The following is a 14,596-nucleotide window of genomic DNA, read 5'->3' as shown; positions in this document are numbered from 1 at the left end:
CAAACGAAGCGAGGAAAAAAAAAAAAAAGAGAACAAACCCCCCCCCCCCCCCCCCCCCCCCCCCCCGCTTCGTTTTCTCTGTAGCGGGGACAGGATTTGAACCTGCGACCTCTGGGTTATGAGCCCAGCGAGCTACCGAGCTGCTCCACCCCGCGTCGTTGTGTTAATAGATTACATGGGGGCGAAACCCGGTTTCAGGGGGGTACCCTTAACTCGACAAAGGGTCCTTGACCTGCCTTTATGGCGAGACTTTGTCATCGAGCCAGCCGAAGACGCCGTCGAGGACCATGGTCAGCCCGTCGCTGAACCTGCCCTCGACGTCCTCATCGAAGACCCACGCCGTGGGCGTGGTGTCGTAACGAGGGTCGCGTTCGCCTGGAATCGGATAGACGGCCTGCTCTTCGATGGTGAAACCGACGACGTAGCTGTAGACGGTGAACAACGCCCGGCCCGCGAGGTACGGTTCGAGCCCCGCGTCGACGCGCCCTTGAAACGGATTGTCACCGAGAAGGCTGTCATCGGTCATGAAAGTCCCGGAAAAGACCTTCGCCCCGTCACGGTAAGCAAGCATCATTCGGCGCAAGCCCCGTGACGCCAGCTCAAGCGAGCCCCGCTCCCCCAGTCCTTCCGGCACGCGGCCCGGCATCGCGTCGGCGTACATCTGCGTCGCCATCTCGTCGAGCAGCTCCTGCTTGTTCTTCACATGCCAGTACAGCGCGGGCGCCTTGACACCGAGTTCCTGCGCGATCAGGCGGAGCGTCAACCCGTTGAGCCCGACGTCGTTGAGCAGCCGAAGCCCGGCGCGGACGATGTCCTGCCTGGTCAGACCCACGTTCAACCTTCTTCCAGCGGTGACACCTTGACAATTTAACGATGTTAAGTGCAGGCTGGGCGCCAGTCAATTTAACGTTGTTAAGGAGTGGTATGAACAACCTGGGGACGGACGTGGTCGTGGCCGGGGCGGGCCCTACCGGGCTGATGCTGGCCCACGAACTCGCGCTCGCCGGTGTCGATGTCGTGGTACTGGAACGGCTTCACGAGCGCACAGGACTGTCGAAGGCGCTGAACGTGCAGCCGCGTACCGCGGAGATGCTGGCGCTGCGCGGACTTCTGGACGGCGTCGAGGAGCGTTCGTACGCGACGGTGCGGGACGGGCATTTCGCGATGATCCCCGTCGACTACGACGGGTGGGACACTCGATTCCCTTTCCAGCTGGGCATTCCGCAGGCCCAGATCGAGGAGTACCTGGAAGAACGGCTGGCCACGCGCGGAACCAAGGTGATCCGGGGCGCCGAAGTAATCGATTTCGTACAGGACAAGGACTCCGTTTCTGTTCGGCACCGAACAGAAACTGGCGAAAGCCGACTGCACGCTAAGTTCCTCGTCGGCTGCGACGGCTCTCGAAGCGTTGTACGCAAAGGACTCGACGTGGGCTTCCCCGGCGTTGACGGTGAAGGTTTCGGTGTGGTCGCGGACGTCCTGTTCGACAGAATCCCCGACGGTGCGCAAAAACAGTGGCGAACGATGCGGAACATCGGGCAGCCGACCGGTGCGACCACGTTCAAAGGCCTGATTCCGTTGGGAGAACCCGGTCTCTACCGCTTCGTGTACGGCGACAGGGCCTCGCGGCCCGCGGACATCCGGTCCGCCGTCTCCCACGGCGAAGTCCGGCAGGCGCTGCTCGACTCGTACGGCGACTCCGCGACCGTGTCGGAAATCCGATGGGCGTCACAGTTCTCCGACGCCGCGCGGCAGGCAGAGCACTACCGCGGCGGGCGGGTGCTGCTGGCGGGCGATGCCGCGCACATCCATTTCCCGGCCGGCGGGCAGGGATTGAACCTCGGCGTACAGGACGCCATGAACCTGGGCTGGAAGCTCGCCGCGACCGTGCACGGCTGGGCCGGTGACGACCTGCTCGACACCTACGAGGCCGAGCGGCACCCTGTCGGCGCTCAAGTGCTGCACAACGTCGCCGCTCAGCTAGGGCTGACTCCGCGGTCTCACGAGTCTCGCGCGCTTCGGGACTTTTTCGCCGAACTGACCACGCTGCCCGAGGTGAACCGGTACCTGGCGGGCATGGTCTCGGGCCTCGGGATCCGCTACCCGACCTACGGGACGTCGCACCCCGCGCTCGGCTCGCGGCTCAACGACCAGGACGTCGCCACCGAGGCCGGTCCGCTTCGCCCGAGCACGCTCTTCCGCACTGGCGACTTCGTGCTCCTGACAACCACTCAGGCCCACGTCGACGCCGCCCGGGCCCACTCGCCCCGCCTGACCGTCCAACTCGTCACGGACTTGCGGTGGCCTTCCACGGAGGCCGTCCTGTACCGCCCCGACGGCTACGCCTGCTGGGTCGCCCCCGCCGCCCCCACGCGATAGCAAAGGCCCCCCGCTCCCCCGCCACCCCACGCGATACCAAAGGTCCCCCGCTCCCCCGCCACCCCACGCGATACCAAAGGTCCCCTGCTACCTCAGCGCAACTCCGGGCACCCACGCAACCGAACGCACGGGGGTCCAGGGGGCGGAACCCTCCTGGCGGGGGTCCGGGGGTTCGACCCCCGCGTGAAATGCGAAAGAGGCGTGGTCTGCGATTTCCGCAGACCACGCCTCCAACCTCTGTAGCGGGGACAGGATTTGAACCTGCGACCTCTGGGTTATGAGCCCAGCGAGCTACCGAGCTGCTCCACCCCGCGTCGTGACACCTACCTTACGCCTGCGTTTCCAGCAGGCGCAAAGCAGGTGCCCTTTAGTAAGCGACGTCACCCTCCGGGCTGGCCGGAGGTCGGCGGCGCGCCGGTCGCCGGCGGGTTGGCTTTGGCCGACTCGTAAGCCTTGGAGGCTGCTTCGAGGGCGGCCAGGGCGGCACCCTGGTCGGCGTAGTTGCCGGATTGCTGGGCGGCACGGAACTTGAGCCAGGCGTCGTGCATATCGCCCGCCGCCTTGTCGAGTGCCGGGTTGCCGCTGGCGGGCGGCTGCGGCGTCGTCGCGCCCGGCGGCGGGGCCGCGGGCCCCGGCGTGTCACCGCTCTGCGGCGGTTTGACCCCGGAGCCGGTGCCCGCACCGAAGACCTGGTCGAGCGCTTCGTTCAGTGTCGGCGCGAAGCCGATCTTGGTGCCGTAGGAAACGAGAACCCGCGCCAGCTGCGGGTAGCTGCTGGCCTGGTTTCGCTGCCGGATGTAGACCGGTTCCACGTAGAGGAAGCCGTTCGCGACAGGGAGCGAAATCAGGTTTCCGTAGGTGACGGTGACGTTCGGGTTGTTGAACAGGGTCCGGTCCTGCGCGACTCGTGGGTCACTTTGGAATCTGTTCTGTACCTGAACGGGCCCGTCCACCTGGGTGGAGCCGCTGGCGCCTGTCGGCAGTCTCAGGACGCGCATCTTCCCGTAGTCCTCGGGATCCGAGGACACCGACATCCAGGCCGCCAGGTACTGCCGTTGGAGACCGGTCAGCGAGCTGGTGAGCTGGAATCGCGACTTGGTGTCGCCCGGCGCGGTGGCCAGGACGTAATAGCCCGGCTGGTTGGCGACACCGGTCCCGTTCACGCCGCCTTCCTGCGTCGGGTCTTGCGGGACGCTCCAGAAGGCCTGCTGTGCGTAGAACTCCGCCGGGTTGTTCACGTGGTACTTCGACAGGAGTTCCCGCTGCACCTTGAAGAGGTCTTCGGGGTAGCGGAAGTGCGACCGCAGTTCCGGCGAGATCTCGTTGCTCGGCTTGACCAGGCCGGGGAAGACCTTCTTCCAGGCGTTGAGCACCGGCTCGTTGTCCTCGACCCCGTACAGGGTCACGGTGCCGTCGAACGCGTCGACCGTGGCCTTGACCGAGTTGCGGATGTAGTTGATCGAAGCATTGGCCTGGCGGGTGGTACCGGTGAGCGAGTCGTTGGTCGCCTGGCCGAGCTGGGTCTGCTGGGCGTACGGGAAGTTGTTCATCGTCGTGTAGCCGTCGACGATCCACTTGATCTTGCCGTCGACGACCGCCGGGTACGGATCACCGTCGAGGGTCAGCCACGGGGCGATCTTGGCGACACGATCCCGCGGTTCGCGGTTGAACATGATCTTGGATCCGTCACCGATGGCGTCGGAGAAGAGAATGTTCCGCTCTCCGTACTCGGCGGCGAAGACCAGCCGGTTGAACCAGTTGTCGATCGACACGCCGCCGGAGCCCTTGTAAATGTAGGCGCGGTCCACGGCGGTGTCGTATTCGCCGGGAGCCTGCCCCGCCGTGCCGCCGACGATCGCGTACGCGGCGTCGGTCGCGAGCTCGCCGTAGTAGATGCGAGGCTCCTTCACCTTGATGCCCGGCTTGTTCGGGTCGGTCGAGCCGGCGCCTGCGGGGTTCTGGGTGTCGCTGGTGGTGGCGATCGGGTAACCACCGTCGGAGTTGGCGTCCTTCAGTGCGCGGTCGATCGTGTTGGCCGGCGCGGCAACGAAACCGTTTCCGTGCGTGTAGACGAGGTGCTTGTTGATCCAGTTCGTCTGGTTGCCGGTGAGACCTTCGGTCTTGATTTCCTTGGCCGCGACGATGTAGTCCTGCGTGACACCGTTGAGCGTGTAGCGGTCGATGTCCAGCTTGGACGGGAAGCCGTAGAAGTTCTCACGGCCGACGCGCTGCGTGAAGGTGTCGCTGAGGATGTTCGGGTCGAGGAGCCGGATGTTCGGGACGGTCCCCTTGTCCGCCTTGATCTCCGCGGAGGTCGCCTCGGACTTGCCGGTGTAGTCCTTGTATTCGACGTTGGTCAGGCCGAAAGCCTGCCGGGTCGCGTCCATGTTGCGCTGGATCGACGCGGATTCCTTCTCGTTCGCGTTGGGACGCACCGAGAACTGGTCGAGCACCGCGGGCCACGCGACACCGACGAGCACGTTCGACAGGATCAGCAGCACCAGCGCGATCGCGGGCAGCTGCAGGTTGCGCAGGAACGCGCCGGCGAAGAACGCGACGGCGCAGATCACCGAGATGCACAGGAGGATCAGCTTCGCGGGCAAGACCGCGTTCAGGTCGGTATAGGTCGCACCGATGAACAGCGGCGCTCCCCGATCCGAGAGCAGCAGGTTGTAGCGGTCGAAGAAGTACTCGACAGCCTTCAACAACACGAAGATGCCGATGGTGATGGCGAGCTGGGCGCGGGTCGGGCCGGCGAGCTGGCCGCCCTTACCCGCGAGCCGGATGCCGCCGAAGATGTAGTGCGAGATCAGCGCGCCGAAGAACGCGATGACGACCGCGATGAACAGCCAGCCCAGGACCCAGTTGTAGAACGGCAGGTCGAAGGCGTAGAAGCCGACGTCGTTGCCGAATTCGGGATCGGTCTGCCCGAACGGCGTGCCATTCAGGAACAGCTGCACGACCTGCCACTCGCTCTGCGCGGACGCACCGGCGATGAGCCCGGTGAGCACCGGGATACCGATGCCGAACAACCGGATCCGGCCGACGATCGCCGACCGATAACGCGCGAGCGGGTCGTCGTTGCCGGAAATCGGCACGAAGACGGGCCTGGCGCGGTACGCGATCATCAAACTGATCGCGAGCGCGCCTCCCACCAGGATCCCGACGGCGAAGAACAAGATGACACGGGTGATCAACACCGTGCTGAAAACCGTCCGGGCGCCGACCTCGCCGAACCACAACCAGTCGACATAGGTGTCCAGCAGTCTCGCGCCCAGCAGAAGGGCCAGAATGACTACGGCGGCGATGATGAGCAGTATCCGGCTGCGCCGGGACAGCTTCGGCAGGCTCACGGGGGGCCGAGTGGCCACTGCACACGCTCCTGGTTTGGTGAACTTTTCGCTGGGGCACGCGTACCGCGTGCGGCCCCTGATGCTCTAACTCTACGGATGCCGTCGGAAGTTCCCCGAACCCGCCCAAACCGGACTCGGAAGGCCGCCGCCCCGGCCGCCTGGAACGATGTGCCAATGGCATCGAGTGAGCAGCAGGGCGTGGCCGGCCTGGCCCGCGAAGTCGAGGAGTTCGTCGCCTCCGGAGGATGGGATCAGCCGCCGCAGTTGTTCGCGCTGGTCCCGACCGCGGCACTATTGGACGAACAACCCGAACTGGCCGGTCAGCTCGACGCGTCGGCCCCGCTGACGCCGGTCGCCCAGGAGGCGCTGCCGGAGGGCGACCTGGGTGAGGCGCTAGCGCAGATCGCGTGGCCCGATCTGGTGCTGGGATGCGCGCTCGCGCAGGAGATCATCGTGCTGCCGCCGGACGCCGAAGCCGAGCTTCCGGCCGTGCCCGAGACCGACGCCGAACGCCTGCGTCAAGCGGCCGCCGACCACCCGCGCCGTACCGAAGCCCGGCTCGTCGCCGCTGTCGTGCGGGATGGCGCCGGAGCGTGCGTCATGCGGCTTCGCGGTGCCGGGCAATCCGAAGAGCCCGGTGATGTCCCTGTCGACGAGATCATCGAGAACCCGGAACTGGCTCCCAACCTGCTCGAAGCCCTGAGGGCGACCCTGCTGCCCTGACCTGCGAAAAGAGAGCAAGGGACCTTGGCTGTCGCCAGCCTCAAGACGCGGGCCAGGCGATACCAAAGGTCCCTTGCTCTCTTCGGTCAGACCCGCGAGGCGATAGCAAAGGTCCCTTGCTCCCCCGGCGGTCAGCAGGAGGCGGTGGGCCGTCCCGCCTTGAGGTTCTCGAGCTGCGCGATCGCCTCGTCCAGCGTGGACACCTTGATCAGGTTCAGGCCATCGGGTGCGGCGGTCTTCGCCTCGGCGCAGTTGTGCGCGGGCACGAGGAAGTCGGTGGCGCCGGCCTCGCGAGCGCCGACCACCTTGAACGAGATGCCGCCGATCGCGCCGACGACGCCCTTCTCCGTGATTTCGCCCGTCCCGGCGATATGCCTGCCACCGGCGAGGTCGCCGGGCTCCATCTTGTCGACGATCGCGAGCGCGAACATCAGGCCAGCCGACGGGCCGCCCACGTCCTGCAGCGAGATCTTCACATCGAAGGGGACATCGGCGCGATCCACCGCCGTCAGGCCCATGAAGCCCTCCGGGCCGTCGGGCCGCTGCGCGAGGGTGAGCGGCACGGTGCGTTCCGCTTGCCCCTCGGATTTGAAAGTGATCTGGACGGTCTGTCCGGGCTTCGTCCCGTTCAGCGCGGCGCGCACGTCGGTCGCTTCCTTGACCGTCTGCCCGTTGACCACCAGAAGCCGGTCCCCCGGGGCGAGCACCTTGTCCGCGGGGCTGCCGGAAACGATCGTCTTCGCGAGCACCTTTACCGGGGACTTGCGGCGCAGCGCGGCGACCTGGGCAGCGCTCTGCGAGTCCTGAAGTTGCTGGATGTTCTCCTGGCGGACCTGCTCGTTGGTCTCGCCCGGCTTGAAATACTCCTCGCGCGGCGCCAGCGCGTACCGGCCACTCGCCCAGAGACCAAGCGCGTTGAACAGCGTGATGCCGCCATCGCGCAGGGACACGGTCGTCATCCGCAACTCGCCGGAGGTCTGGAAGATTTCGTGCCCGTTGACCTGGATCACGGACTGTCCGGCAGCGTCCTTGCCGAGCGTGTCGTAGGTCGGTCCGGGGCTGATCGCCACATACGGCACCGGGATGAAGAAGCCGACCAGTGCGAAGGCGACGAACAACGCCCCGCTGACCAGCAGCGTCCAACCGCGCCGGGTCAGCCGCCGCTCGGAGCGGCCCTGGTCACTCGCGGAGCCCGCACGGCTCCGCGCTGCTGTGGTCTGCTCCGAGGGCTCTGTCACGCGTGACAGCGTACGGTGACTGTGTTCGCTTCTCGGTGAAGGCCACGCTCATCAGTCCACTTGACGAGCTCTGGGTCCCACGACCCGCGTACGGTGGTGCCATGAGCAAACCCCCGTTCGGCTTCGGACCGCCCGATCCCGACAAACGAGGCGAGAACGAGCCGTCGGACTCCGGCGGCCAGCCCTCCGGCGCCGAGGCCTTCAATCAGCTCGGTCAGATGCTCAGTCAGCTGGGCCAGATGCTCAGCCAGGCGGGCAGCTCGACCGGACCGGTCAACTACGGCCTGGCGAAACAGATCGCGTTGCAGAACCTCAGCAGCGGCGACGGCGATGACGTCAAGCTCGGCTTTTCGTCATCCAGCGGTGGCGATTCGAGCACGGCCGTCCGTGATGCCGCACACCTGGCAGAGCTGTGGCTCGACGCCGCGACGATCCTGCCCGCCGGAGCGACGTCGACCGTCGCATGGTCCGCGCGCACCTGGGTCGAGAAGACCCTGCCCACCTGGCAGCGCCTCTGCGACCCCGTCGCCCAGCAGGTCTCGGGCGCGTGGGTCCAGGCTCTCCCCGAGGAGGCCAAGCAGGCCGCCGGCCCGCTTCTGTCGATGATGGGACAGATGGGCGGGATGGCCTTCGGCTCCCAGCTCGGTAACGCCCTGGCTCAGTTGGCTTCCGAGGTGCTCACCTCCACCGAGGTCGGTCTTCCGCTCGGCCCCGCGGCCACCTCCGCGCTGCTGCCGGCGAACATCGAGAAGTTCACCGAGGGCCTGGAGCTGCCGATCAGCGAAGTGCTGGTCTTCATAGCCGCGCGCGAGGCCGCCCACCAGCGGCTGTTCGCCCACGTTCCCTGGCTGCGGCAGCGGCTGCTGGCGACGGTCGAGGAGTTCGCGAGCGGCATCTCCGTCGACACCTCGGCACTGGAGCAGCTCGCTGGCCAGATCGACCCGTCGAACCCGGCCAGCATCGAAGAAGCCATGTCCTCCGGCCTGCTCGAGCCGCAGACCTCGCCCGAACAGAAGGCGGCGCTGAACCGCCTGGAGACCCTGCTCGCACTGGTCGAAGGCTGGGTCGACGTCGTGGTCGCCGAGGCGATCGGCGACCGCCTCCCGGGCGCGGACGCGCTCCGCGAGACACTGCGCCGCCGCCGGGCCACAGGTGGCCCGGCCGAGCAGACCTTCGCCACCTTGGTCGGCCTCGAGCTCCGTCCCAGGCGGATGCGGGCGGCTTCCTCACTCTGGAAGCTCCTCGGCGACCAGCACGGCATCGAGAAGCGGGACGGCCTCTGGTCCCACCCCGACCTCATGCCGACCGCCGAGGACCTCGACGAGCCGCTCGACTTCTCCGAACGTCTCGGCGACGGCGAGTCGACGCTCGAAGGCATCGACCCGATCGCCGAGATCGAACGCACTGAGCGCGAGAAGAACAAGCCCAAGGGCGACGAAGACAACAGCTGAGGCACGTCAGTCCTCCGCCGCGATGCCCCAACCGGCGGCGGAGGACAGGCCCTCCAGGTAGCCGATGGCGCGTTCGGTCTTGGGATAACGGCGAACGAGCTCCCAGAACGCCGCGTTGTGCCCTGGTTCCTTCAGATGCGCGAGTTCGTGCACGAGGACGTAGTCCAGCACCCATCCCGGCACCCGGCGCAGGCGATCACTGACCCTGATCGTCGCGTCGACCGGCGTGCAGGACGCCCACCTCGTCCGCATCGGCGGCACCCAGCGAACGCTCGCGGGTATCGCCTTTCCGTCCAGATACTTCGCCGAGAGCACGGCGCAGCGCGCCAGCAGCGCCTCGTCGGAGGCCTTCGGCGGCGAGACCTGTCGCGGGCCCTTGCGCAGCAGCTTGCGCTGCATCTCGGCTACCCAGTGCTTCTCCTCGGCCCGCGTCATCCGGGCAGGGATCAGCACGACGAGGGTGTCCTCGTCCCAGTACGCGGTGACGGTCCGGTGACGGCGCTGGCTACGCCGTACCTCGACCTTCTGTTCGGGAATGTCCGACGGATTCGTCGTGTCCCGGCCCCTTAGTGAGGGCGTCCGTGCTTCGACCACTTGACCACGGTAAGGCCAGTCACCGACAACTCCGAGGGCCGAGAGGTCACAGCCTCGAGTTGTCCACAACGGGGTCAACCTGTGGATAACTCGCGTTTTCTTAGCGGGCGGTTAGCGGGGCGGTGCGATCCTGCGATCATGAACCTGCGCGAACCGGATCTGCGATCGATCATCCTGCCCGCCTTCCCTGCCCTGCTTCCCGGTCTGGAGGTGCTGGAACGGGGAAACGGCGAACTCCAGATCGGCCTCGACCCCGCCCACGCGGTGGTGCTCACCGGAGTCGCCACCGAGGTGGCCGAAGCACTCCGCGGACTGGACGGGACGCGGGCCGCCGACGACGTCGTGCTCGCGCAGAGCGAACACGATGAACAGCTGCGGGACCTGATGACGGACCTGACGGCCCGCGGGCTCGTGACCGACGCCGGACAGCCTCAGCGACATCCGAGACCGAGAGCCGAGACAGGGCTCTGGTCGCTCCGTGCCCGCCATCATCAAGCGGCGATGACGGCACGCCGCAAACGCGCCGCGGTGGCGATCCACGGCGACGGCAGGCTGGCCGTGGCCATCGCCGTCCTGCTCGCCAACGGCGGAGTCGGGCATATCGACATCCGGGCGTCGGGCACGGTTCGCGAACGCGACCTGGGCTCGGGCTACACCGAAGCCGAAGTCGGTATGCCACGCCGGGATGCGATGGCGCAGGTGGTGCACCGCGCCGGGACGGACACGTCGACCACCCGGCTCTACTCGGACCGTCAGCCGGAGCTCGTCCTGCTCACCGACGCGGTCGTGCCTGCCCCCGAAGTGGTCGACGAACTCGTCCGGGACGGGGTCAGTCATCTGCCGGTACGCGTCCGGGACGGGATCGGCATCGTCGGACCGCTGGTGGTACCCGGTCGCAGCAGCTGCCTGCGCTGCGCCGATCTGCACCGCGCCGCCCGTGACGATTCCTGGCCGAGGGTGGCGACCCAGCTCGCGGGACGCGTGCAACGGCCGGATCTCGGCGCCGTGCAAGCGTGCGCCGCGCTGGCCTCGGCACAAGCCCTCCGGCTTCTCTCCCCCGCCGATCAGGCGCCGCCCGCGTGGAACGCCACCCTCGAAATCGACTTCTTCGACGGTGCGATCCGCCATCGCGACTGGCCGCCGCACACCGGATGCGGTTGTGGCGCTCGTTGACACAACGAGCGACGTAGCCCACACGCACGCCCTCAACAGGCTGCGCGGGCGGAGTGAATCAAGGCAGAATCGCGAAGGTGACCGACTCCCGCAGCGCTGAGGACCGTGAAGCCGCCATCCCCCGCAACGGGGCCGCGCGAACGGCGAAGCTGGCCAGTATCCCGCTCGGCATAGCGGGGCGGGCGGTCGGCGGCTGGGGCAGGCGGTTGACCGGGCAAAGCGCCGAAGAGGTCAACGCGACACTGTCGGCCAAGGCGGCGGAGCAGCTCTTCGAGGTCCTGGGCACGCTCAAGGGCGGCGCGATGAAGTTCGGCCAGGCGCTGAGCGTTTTCGAGGCCGCGGTGCCCGACGAGATGGCCAAGCCCTACCGCGAGGCCCTGACGAAGCTTCAGGCGGCCGCACCGCCCATGCCGGTCCGGCAGACCCATCGGGTGCTCGCCGAGCAGCTGGGACGCACCTGGAAGCAGCGGTTCGCGGCCTTCGACGACGAACCGGCCGCGTCCGCGAGTATCGGCCAGGTGCACCGTGCGACCTGGCATGACGGCCGCGAAGTCGCCGTCAAGGTGCAATACCCCGGGGCCGACGACGCCTTGCGCAGTGACCTTCGACAACTCCAGCGTTTCAGCAGGCTGTTCCAGGCCTTCGTGCCGGGAACCGAAGTGAAACCGCTCCTGGCGGAACTCGCCGAGCGGATGAACGAAGAACTCGACTACCAGGCGGAAGCCCAGAACCAGCGCGCTTTTGTGAAGGCGTTCGAAGACGTCCCCGGCTTCGTGATCCCTCGCGTGGTCGCCAGCGCCCCGAAGGTCGTCGTCACGGAGTGGGTCACCGGCACCCCACTGTCGAAGATCATCGCCGGCGGCGACAAGGAGACACGAGACCGCGCCGGCCGCCTGCTCACCGAGTTCCACTACTCGTCGCCGGAACGTGCCCGGCTCCTGCATTCGGACCCGCATCCCGGCAACTTCATGCTGACCGCCGACGGCAGGTTGTGCGTCATCGACTTCGGCGGCGTGTCCCGGCTGCCCGAGGGGATTCCGCAGCACCTCGGCGAGATGACCCGGCTGGCGCTCGACGGCGAGTCCGCGAAGCTCATGCGGCTGCTCAGGGAGTCCGGCTTCATCCGGGCCGACGCGGATTTGCAGGCCGATGACGTGCTCGCGTACCTGGCGCCGTTCACCGAACCGCTGGCGGGCGACACGTTCCACTTCACGCGCCGCTGGATGCAACGACAGGCCGGCCGGGTCGGCGACACCCGCGGCCGGGATTTCCGGATCGGCCGCTCCCTCAACCTGCCGCCCGAGTACCTGATGATCCACCGGGTGACCGCCGGATCGACCGGCATCCTCTGTCAGCTCGACGCGGAGATCCCCGCTCGCGCGATCGTCGAACGGTGGCAGCCGGGCTTCGCGGTCTGAGAAGTTATCCACAGGGGACGGTGCGACTGAGGCGAAATGGGGTTGGTTCGGGCGAGTTGTCCACATCTTCGCGGAAGTGGTTCCACCCGGTCGGCCCAGCGGTCATCCTCGATTCATGGCCACTACACGAAGCGCCCGACTCATGGCGCTCAGTAACACCAGCGAATCCGGGATCATCACCAGCCGCGAGCTGCGCAAGGCGGGCGTCACCGCCCGTTACGCCGCGAAGCTCTGCGGGCCGGGCGGTCCTTGGCGAAGGCTGATGCCGGGTGTGATCCTGTTGCGCGATTCCGCGCCCACCCGGCATCAGCTGTTACAAGCCGCTGTCGCGCGGTTCGGGCCGGACGTGGTGGTGACAGGTGCCGACGCGCTGCGCGCACGGGGCGTCGACTGCCCAGGGACACGGGAGGTCCATCTCCTTGTCCCCGACTATCGGCGCGTCCCGGCGGAGCCTGGCATGCTGCCCCGAAGAACCACGCGGATGCCGCCGCCGACCTTGATCGACGGCGTCCCGTTCGCCCCACCCGTCCGGGCCGCACTCGATCTAGCCCGGCTGGAACTCGATCCCGCGCGAATCGACGAGCTGATCTCGCTACCCCTGTACTGGGGTCTGTGCACGCTCGAAGAACTCAGCGAGGAGCTCGATTCCGGTAACCGGCGAGGTTCTGCCGCGGTCCGCGCGGCTTTGCGGCGCGTCGATCCCGAAGAGACCTACGCGCATGGGCTGGCGAAGAAGGTCCTCAGTGGCTGCCCACTGCCCTCGCCGTCGTGGAACACGACGCTCTGCGACAGACGAGGACGTCCCATCGGCTCTGCGGACGCCTGGTGGGACGACATCGGCCTGGCGTGGCAGTTCCGCGCCCCGAAAGAGGGCGTCGCGAATTTTCACCCGCTGGCGCTGACGGCGACCGGGACCGTGCTGGTCCGCTGCACCATCGACCAGCTGAAGAAGGCCCCGATGGAAGTCGCGGCGGAGCTCGTCAGGGCGTTCGGTGAAGCGGCACGGACACCACGGCCGAAGGTCCGCACGATCGGCCGGATCGACGCCGCCTGAGTGGCTCACCAGTACTCGTCGGGCAGCTTTCCCTCGATGTCGCGGGTGTGGCGGCGAGCGCAGGCAGGGCACATCCAGCGCACGACGTTCTTCTCGCGGGTGGAAACCCACGCGAGCGTCTGCGCGGGCTCCTCATCGACGCCGCGGATCCGGCCGCACAAGGAGCAACCGGCCTGATCACTCACGATCGCCGTCCACAATGGATAGTCTTCGCCCCCAACAGGAACAGATCCCGGCGTGCGCCGAGGAAGGCGGGGTTCGCCGGGTCCACCAACGCTGCCGCGGTCTCGTGGTCCTCGGCGTCGAGGCGGTCGCCTCCCACCTCGTCCAGCCAGGTCACGCGTTCGAGGACGAACTCGCGCAGCGGCTCCGGCCCGGGCGCCGGGTGGTGGATGAGCACGCCGAAGGAATCGACGTCGTCGAGGCCTGCCCGTTGGAGCGCGATGTTCCAGCCGTAGGGCATGGAAATGGAGCCGGGGATTCCTGCCCGCATCTCGGCGAACCACTCGCCGCGCGCGGCGAGCAGCCTTTCCTCGAACCCGGGACGGCCGATGCCGAGATCCCAGGGAAGGCAGTGGAAGTCCAAGCCGCCCTCGGCGATGGCGACCAGCCCACCAGGGCGGGCGAGCCGGGCGAGGGTGCCGATGGCTGCCTGCTGATCGGGCAGGTGATGGACCACGCGGGAAGCCCAGACCAGATCGGCGGGAGGCAGCTTGGCGGGCAGTCCTTCGTCGGCCACGTCGGCGTGGATGGTCTCGACGGCGGCCCCGTCCCCCGCGGCCGCACTGACGACCCGGCGTGCTTCGGCCAGCAGGTGCTCGGTCGCGTCGACCAGCACGATCCTGGCGCCGACAGAAGCAAGCTCCTCGGCGAAAAGCACGCTCATCCCGCCCGCGCCACAGCCGACGTCGAGGATGGTCGGCCTGTCCGGAATGCCCTCCAGCAGCCGCCGGGCCACCGCCCGCATCGGCTCGGCGTCAAGTGCCTCGGCCATGCGAAGCGATCGAAGCCGATCGGCCCAGTCGATGTCGTCATGCGTGTGTACGGCCATTCCCCCAGTGAACACCAAGCCAAACCGCACCACGTCCCAAAAAGGGAGCGGGGGGGGGGTGTTGTTGTGGGGGGGTAAGGAAGGGGGGTCGACTTCCCCCAGGGGTAGGGGGTAGGGAGGTGGTTTTGTCTTTTGTTCCAGCAGGAGGGTTTGTTTGTCCCC

Annotated in this window: 12 protein-coding genes and 2 tRNA genes; 6 read left to right on the top strand and 8 right to left on the bottom strand. The window is 67.4% G+C overall.

The window, feature by feature from the left end; genetic code table 11:
- Positions 1–81: 81 nt before the first annotated feature.
- Together ACZ6DT_RS32275 and ACZ6DT_RS32270 are read right to left on the bottom strand one after the other, a co-directional pair.
- Positions 82–155 (bottom strand) — tRNA-Met (locus ACZ6DT_RS32275).
- Positions 156–238: 83 nt separating this feature from the next.
- The gene (locus tag ACZ6DT_RS32270) at positions 239–832 is read right to left on the bottom strand and encodes a TetR family transcriptional regulator (RefSeq protein ID WP_465602391.1); all 594 of its coding nucleotides are present in this window, start codon (positions 830–832) and stop codon (positions 239–241) included.
- Between the two features lie 92 nt (positions 833–924).
- Here ACZ6DT_RS32270 and ACZ6DT_RS32265 point away from each other — a divergent pair, with 92 nt between their 5' ends.
- Positions 925–2,379: an FAD-dependent monooxygenase gene (locus ACZ6DT_RS32265; RefSeq protein WP_465602389.1), complete on the top strand. Its 1,455-nt coding sequence runs from the start codon at positions 925–927 to the stop codon at positions 2,377–2,379.
- Between the two features lie 240 nt (positions 2,380–2,619).
- Here ACZ6DT_RS32265 and ACZ6DT_RS32260 read toward each other — a convergent pair.
- Positions 2,620–2,693 (bottom strand) — tRNA-Met (locus tag ACZ6DT_RS32260).
- A gap of 66 nt (positions 2,694–2,759) precedes the next feature.
- Positions 2,760–5,732, bottom strand: coding sequence for a UPF0182 family protein (locus ACZ6DT_RS32255; RefSeq protein WP_465602643.1), 2,973 nt, complete (start codon positions 5,730–5,732; stop codon positions 2,760–2,762).
- 174 nt (positions 5,733–5,906) lie between these two features.
- On the opposite strand from ACZ6DT_RS32255, the gene ACZ6DT_RS32250 reads away from it, so the two are divergent.
- Positions 5,907–6,455 carry a PPA1309 family protein gene (locus ACZ6DT_RS32250; RefSeq protein WP_465602387.1) on the top strand — a complete coding sequence of 183 codons (549 nt, stop codon included), beginning with the start codon at positions 5,907–5,909 and terminating at the stop codon, positions 6,453–6,455.
- A 131-nt stretch (positions 6,456–6,586) separates the two neighbouring features.
- Here the strand turns inward: ACZ6DT_RS32250 and ACZ6DT_RS32245 are convergent, their stop codons facing one another.
- Positions 6,587–7,591: a YlbL family protein gene (locus ACZ6DT_RS32245; protein ID WP_465602642.1), complete on the bottom strand. Its 1,005-nt coding sequence runs from the start codon at positions 7,589–7,591 to the stop codon at positions 6,587–6,589.
- 203 nt (positions 7,592–7,794) lie between these two features.
- Between ACZ6DT_RS32245 and ACZ6DT_RS32240 the strand changes: the two genes are divergently transcribed.
- Positions 7,795–9,144: a zinc-dependent metalloprotease gene (locus ACZ6DT_RS32240; RefSeq protein ID WP_465602385.1), complete on the top strand. Its 1,350-nt coding sequence runs from the start codon at positions 7,795–7,797 to the stop codon at positions 9,142–9,144.
- Positions 9,145–9,150: 6 nt separating this feature from the next.
- Here ACZ6DT_RS32240 and ACZ6DT_RS32235 read toward each other — a convergent pair whose 3' ends face one another.
- Entirely contained in the window at positions 9,151–9,681 is a 531-nt protein-coding gene (locus ACZ6DT_RS32235; protein WP_465602640.1) for a M48 metallopeptidase family protein, read from the bottom strand.
- Between the two features lie 195 nt (positions 9,682–9,876).
- Between ACZ6DT_RS32235 and ACZ6DT_RS32230 the strand changes: the two genes are divergently transcribed.
- The 3 genes from ACZ6DT_RS32230 (at position 9,877) to ACZ6DT_RS32220 (ending at position 13,383) form a co-directional block, all read left to right on the top strand.
- Complete coding sequence (locus tag ACZ6DT_RS32230; protein ID WP_465602384.1) at positions 9,877–10,911, top strand: hypothetical protein; 1,035 nt, start codon at positions 9,877–9,879, stop codon at positions 10,909–10,911.
- A gap of 77 nt (positions 10,912–10,988) precedes the next feature.
- On the top strand, positions 10,989–12,329 hold the full coding sequence (locus tag ACZ6DT_RS32225; RefSeq protein WP_465602382.1) for an ABC1 kinase family protein: 1,341 nt from the start codon (positions 10,989–10,991) through the stop codon (positions 12,327–12,329).
- Between the two features lie 142 nt (positions 12,330–12,471).
- Positions 12,472–13,383: a hypothetical protein gene (locus tag ACZ6DT_RS32220; RefSeq protein WP_465602639.1), complete on the top strand. Its 912-nt coding sequence runs from the start codon at positions 12,472–12,474 to the stop codon at positions 13,381–13,383.
- Between the two features lie 5 nt (positions 13,384–13,388).
- Here ACZ6DT_RS32220 and ACZ6DT_RS32215 read toward each other — a convergent pair whose 3' ends face one another.
- On the bottom strand, positions 13,389–13,568 hold the full coding sequence (locus ACZ6DT_RS32215; protein ID WP_465602381.1) for a hypothetical protein: 180 nt from the start codon (positions 13,566–13,568) through the stop codon (positions 13,389–13,391).
- Entirely contained in the window at positions 13,565–14,434 is an 870-nt protein-coding gene (locus tag ACZ6DT_RS32210; protein ID WP_465602380.1) for a class I SAM-dependent methyltransferase, read from the bottom strand. The genes ACZ6DT_RS32215 and ACZ6DT_RS32210 overlap by 4 nt, the downstream gene beginning before the upstream one ends.
- Positions 14,435–14,596: the final 162 nt, after the last annotated feature.

This window comes from Amycolatopsis sp. NPDC041971 (assembly GCF_055588925.1).
This window is presented reverse-complemented; position numbering and strand designations above follow the sequence as displayed.

Bases quoted from the DNA above. Each gene is read 5' to 3' on its own strand.
- ACZ6DT_RS32265 (WP_465602389.1), top strand. From the start codon at position 925: ATGAACAACCTGGGGACGGACGTGGTCGTGGCCGGGGCGGGCCCTACC.
- ACZ6DT_RS32250 (WP_465602387.1), top strand. From the start codon at position 5,907: ATGGCATCGAGTGAGCAGCAGGGCGTGGCCGGCCTGGCCCGCGAAGTC.
- ACZ6DT_RS32240 (WP_465602385.1), top strand. From the start codon at position 7,795: ATGAGCAAACCCCCGTTCGGCTTCGGACCGCCCGATCCCGACAAACGA.
- ACZ6DT_RS32210 (WP_465602380.1), bottom strand. From the start codon at position 14,434: ATGGCCGTACACACGCATGACGACATCGACTGGGCCGATCGGCTTCGA.
- ACZ6DT_RS32230 (WP_465602384.1), top strand. From the start codon at position 9,877: ATGAACCTGCGCGAACCGGATCTGCGATCGATCATCCTGCCCGCCTTC.
- ACZ6DT_RS32220 (WP_465602639.1), top strand. From the start codon at position 12,472: ATGGCGCTCAGTAACACCAGCGAATCCGGGATCATCACCAGCCGCGAG.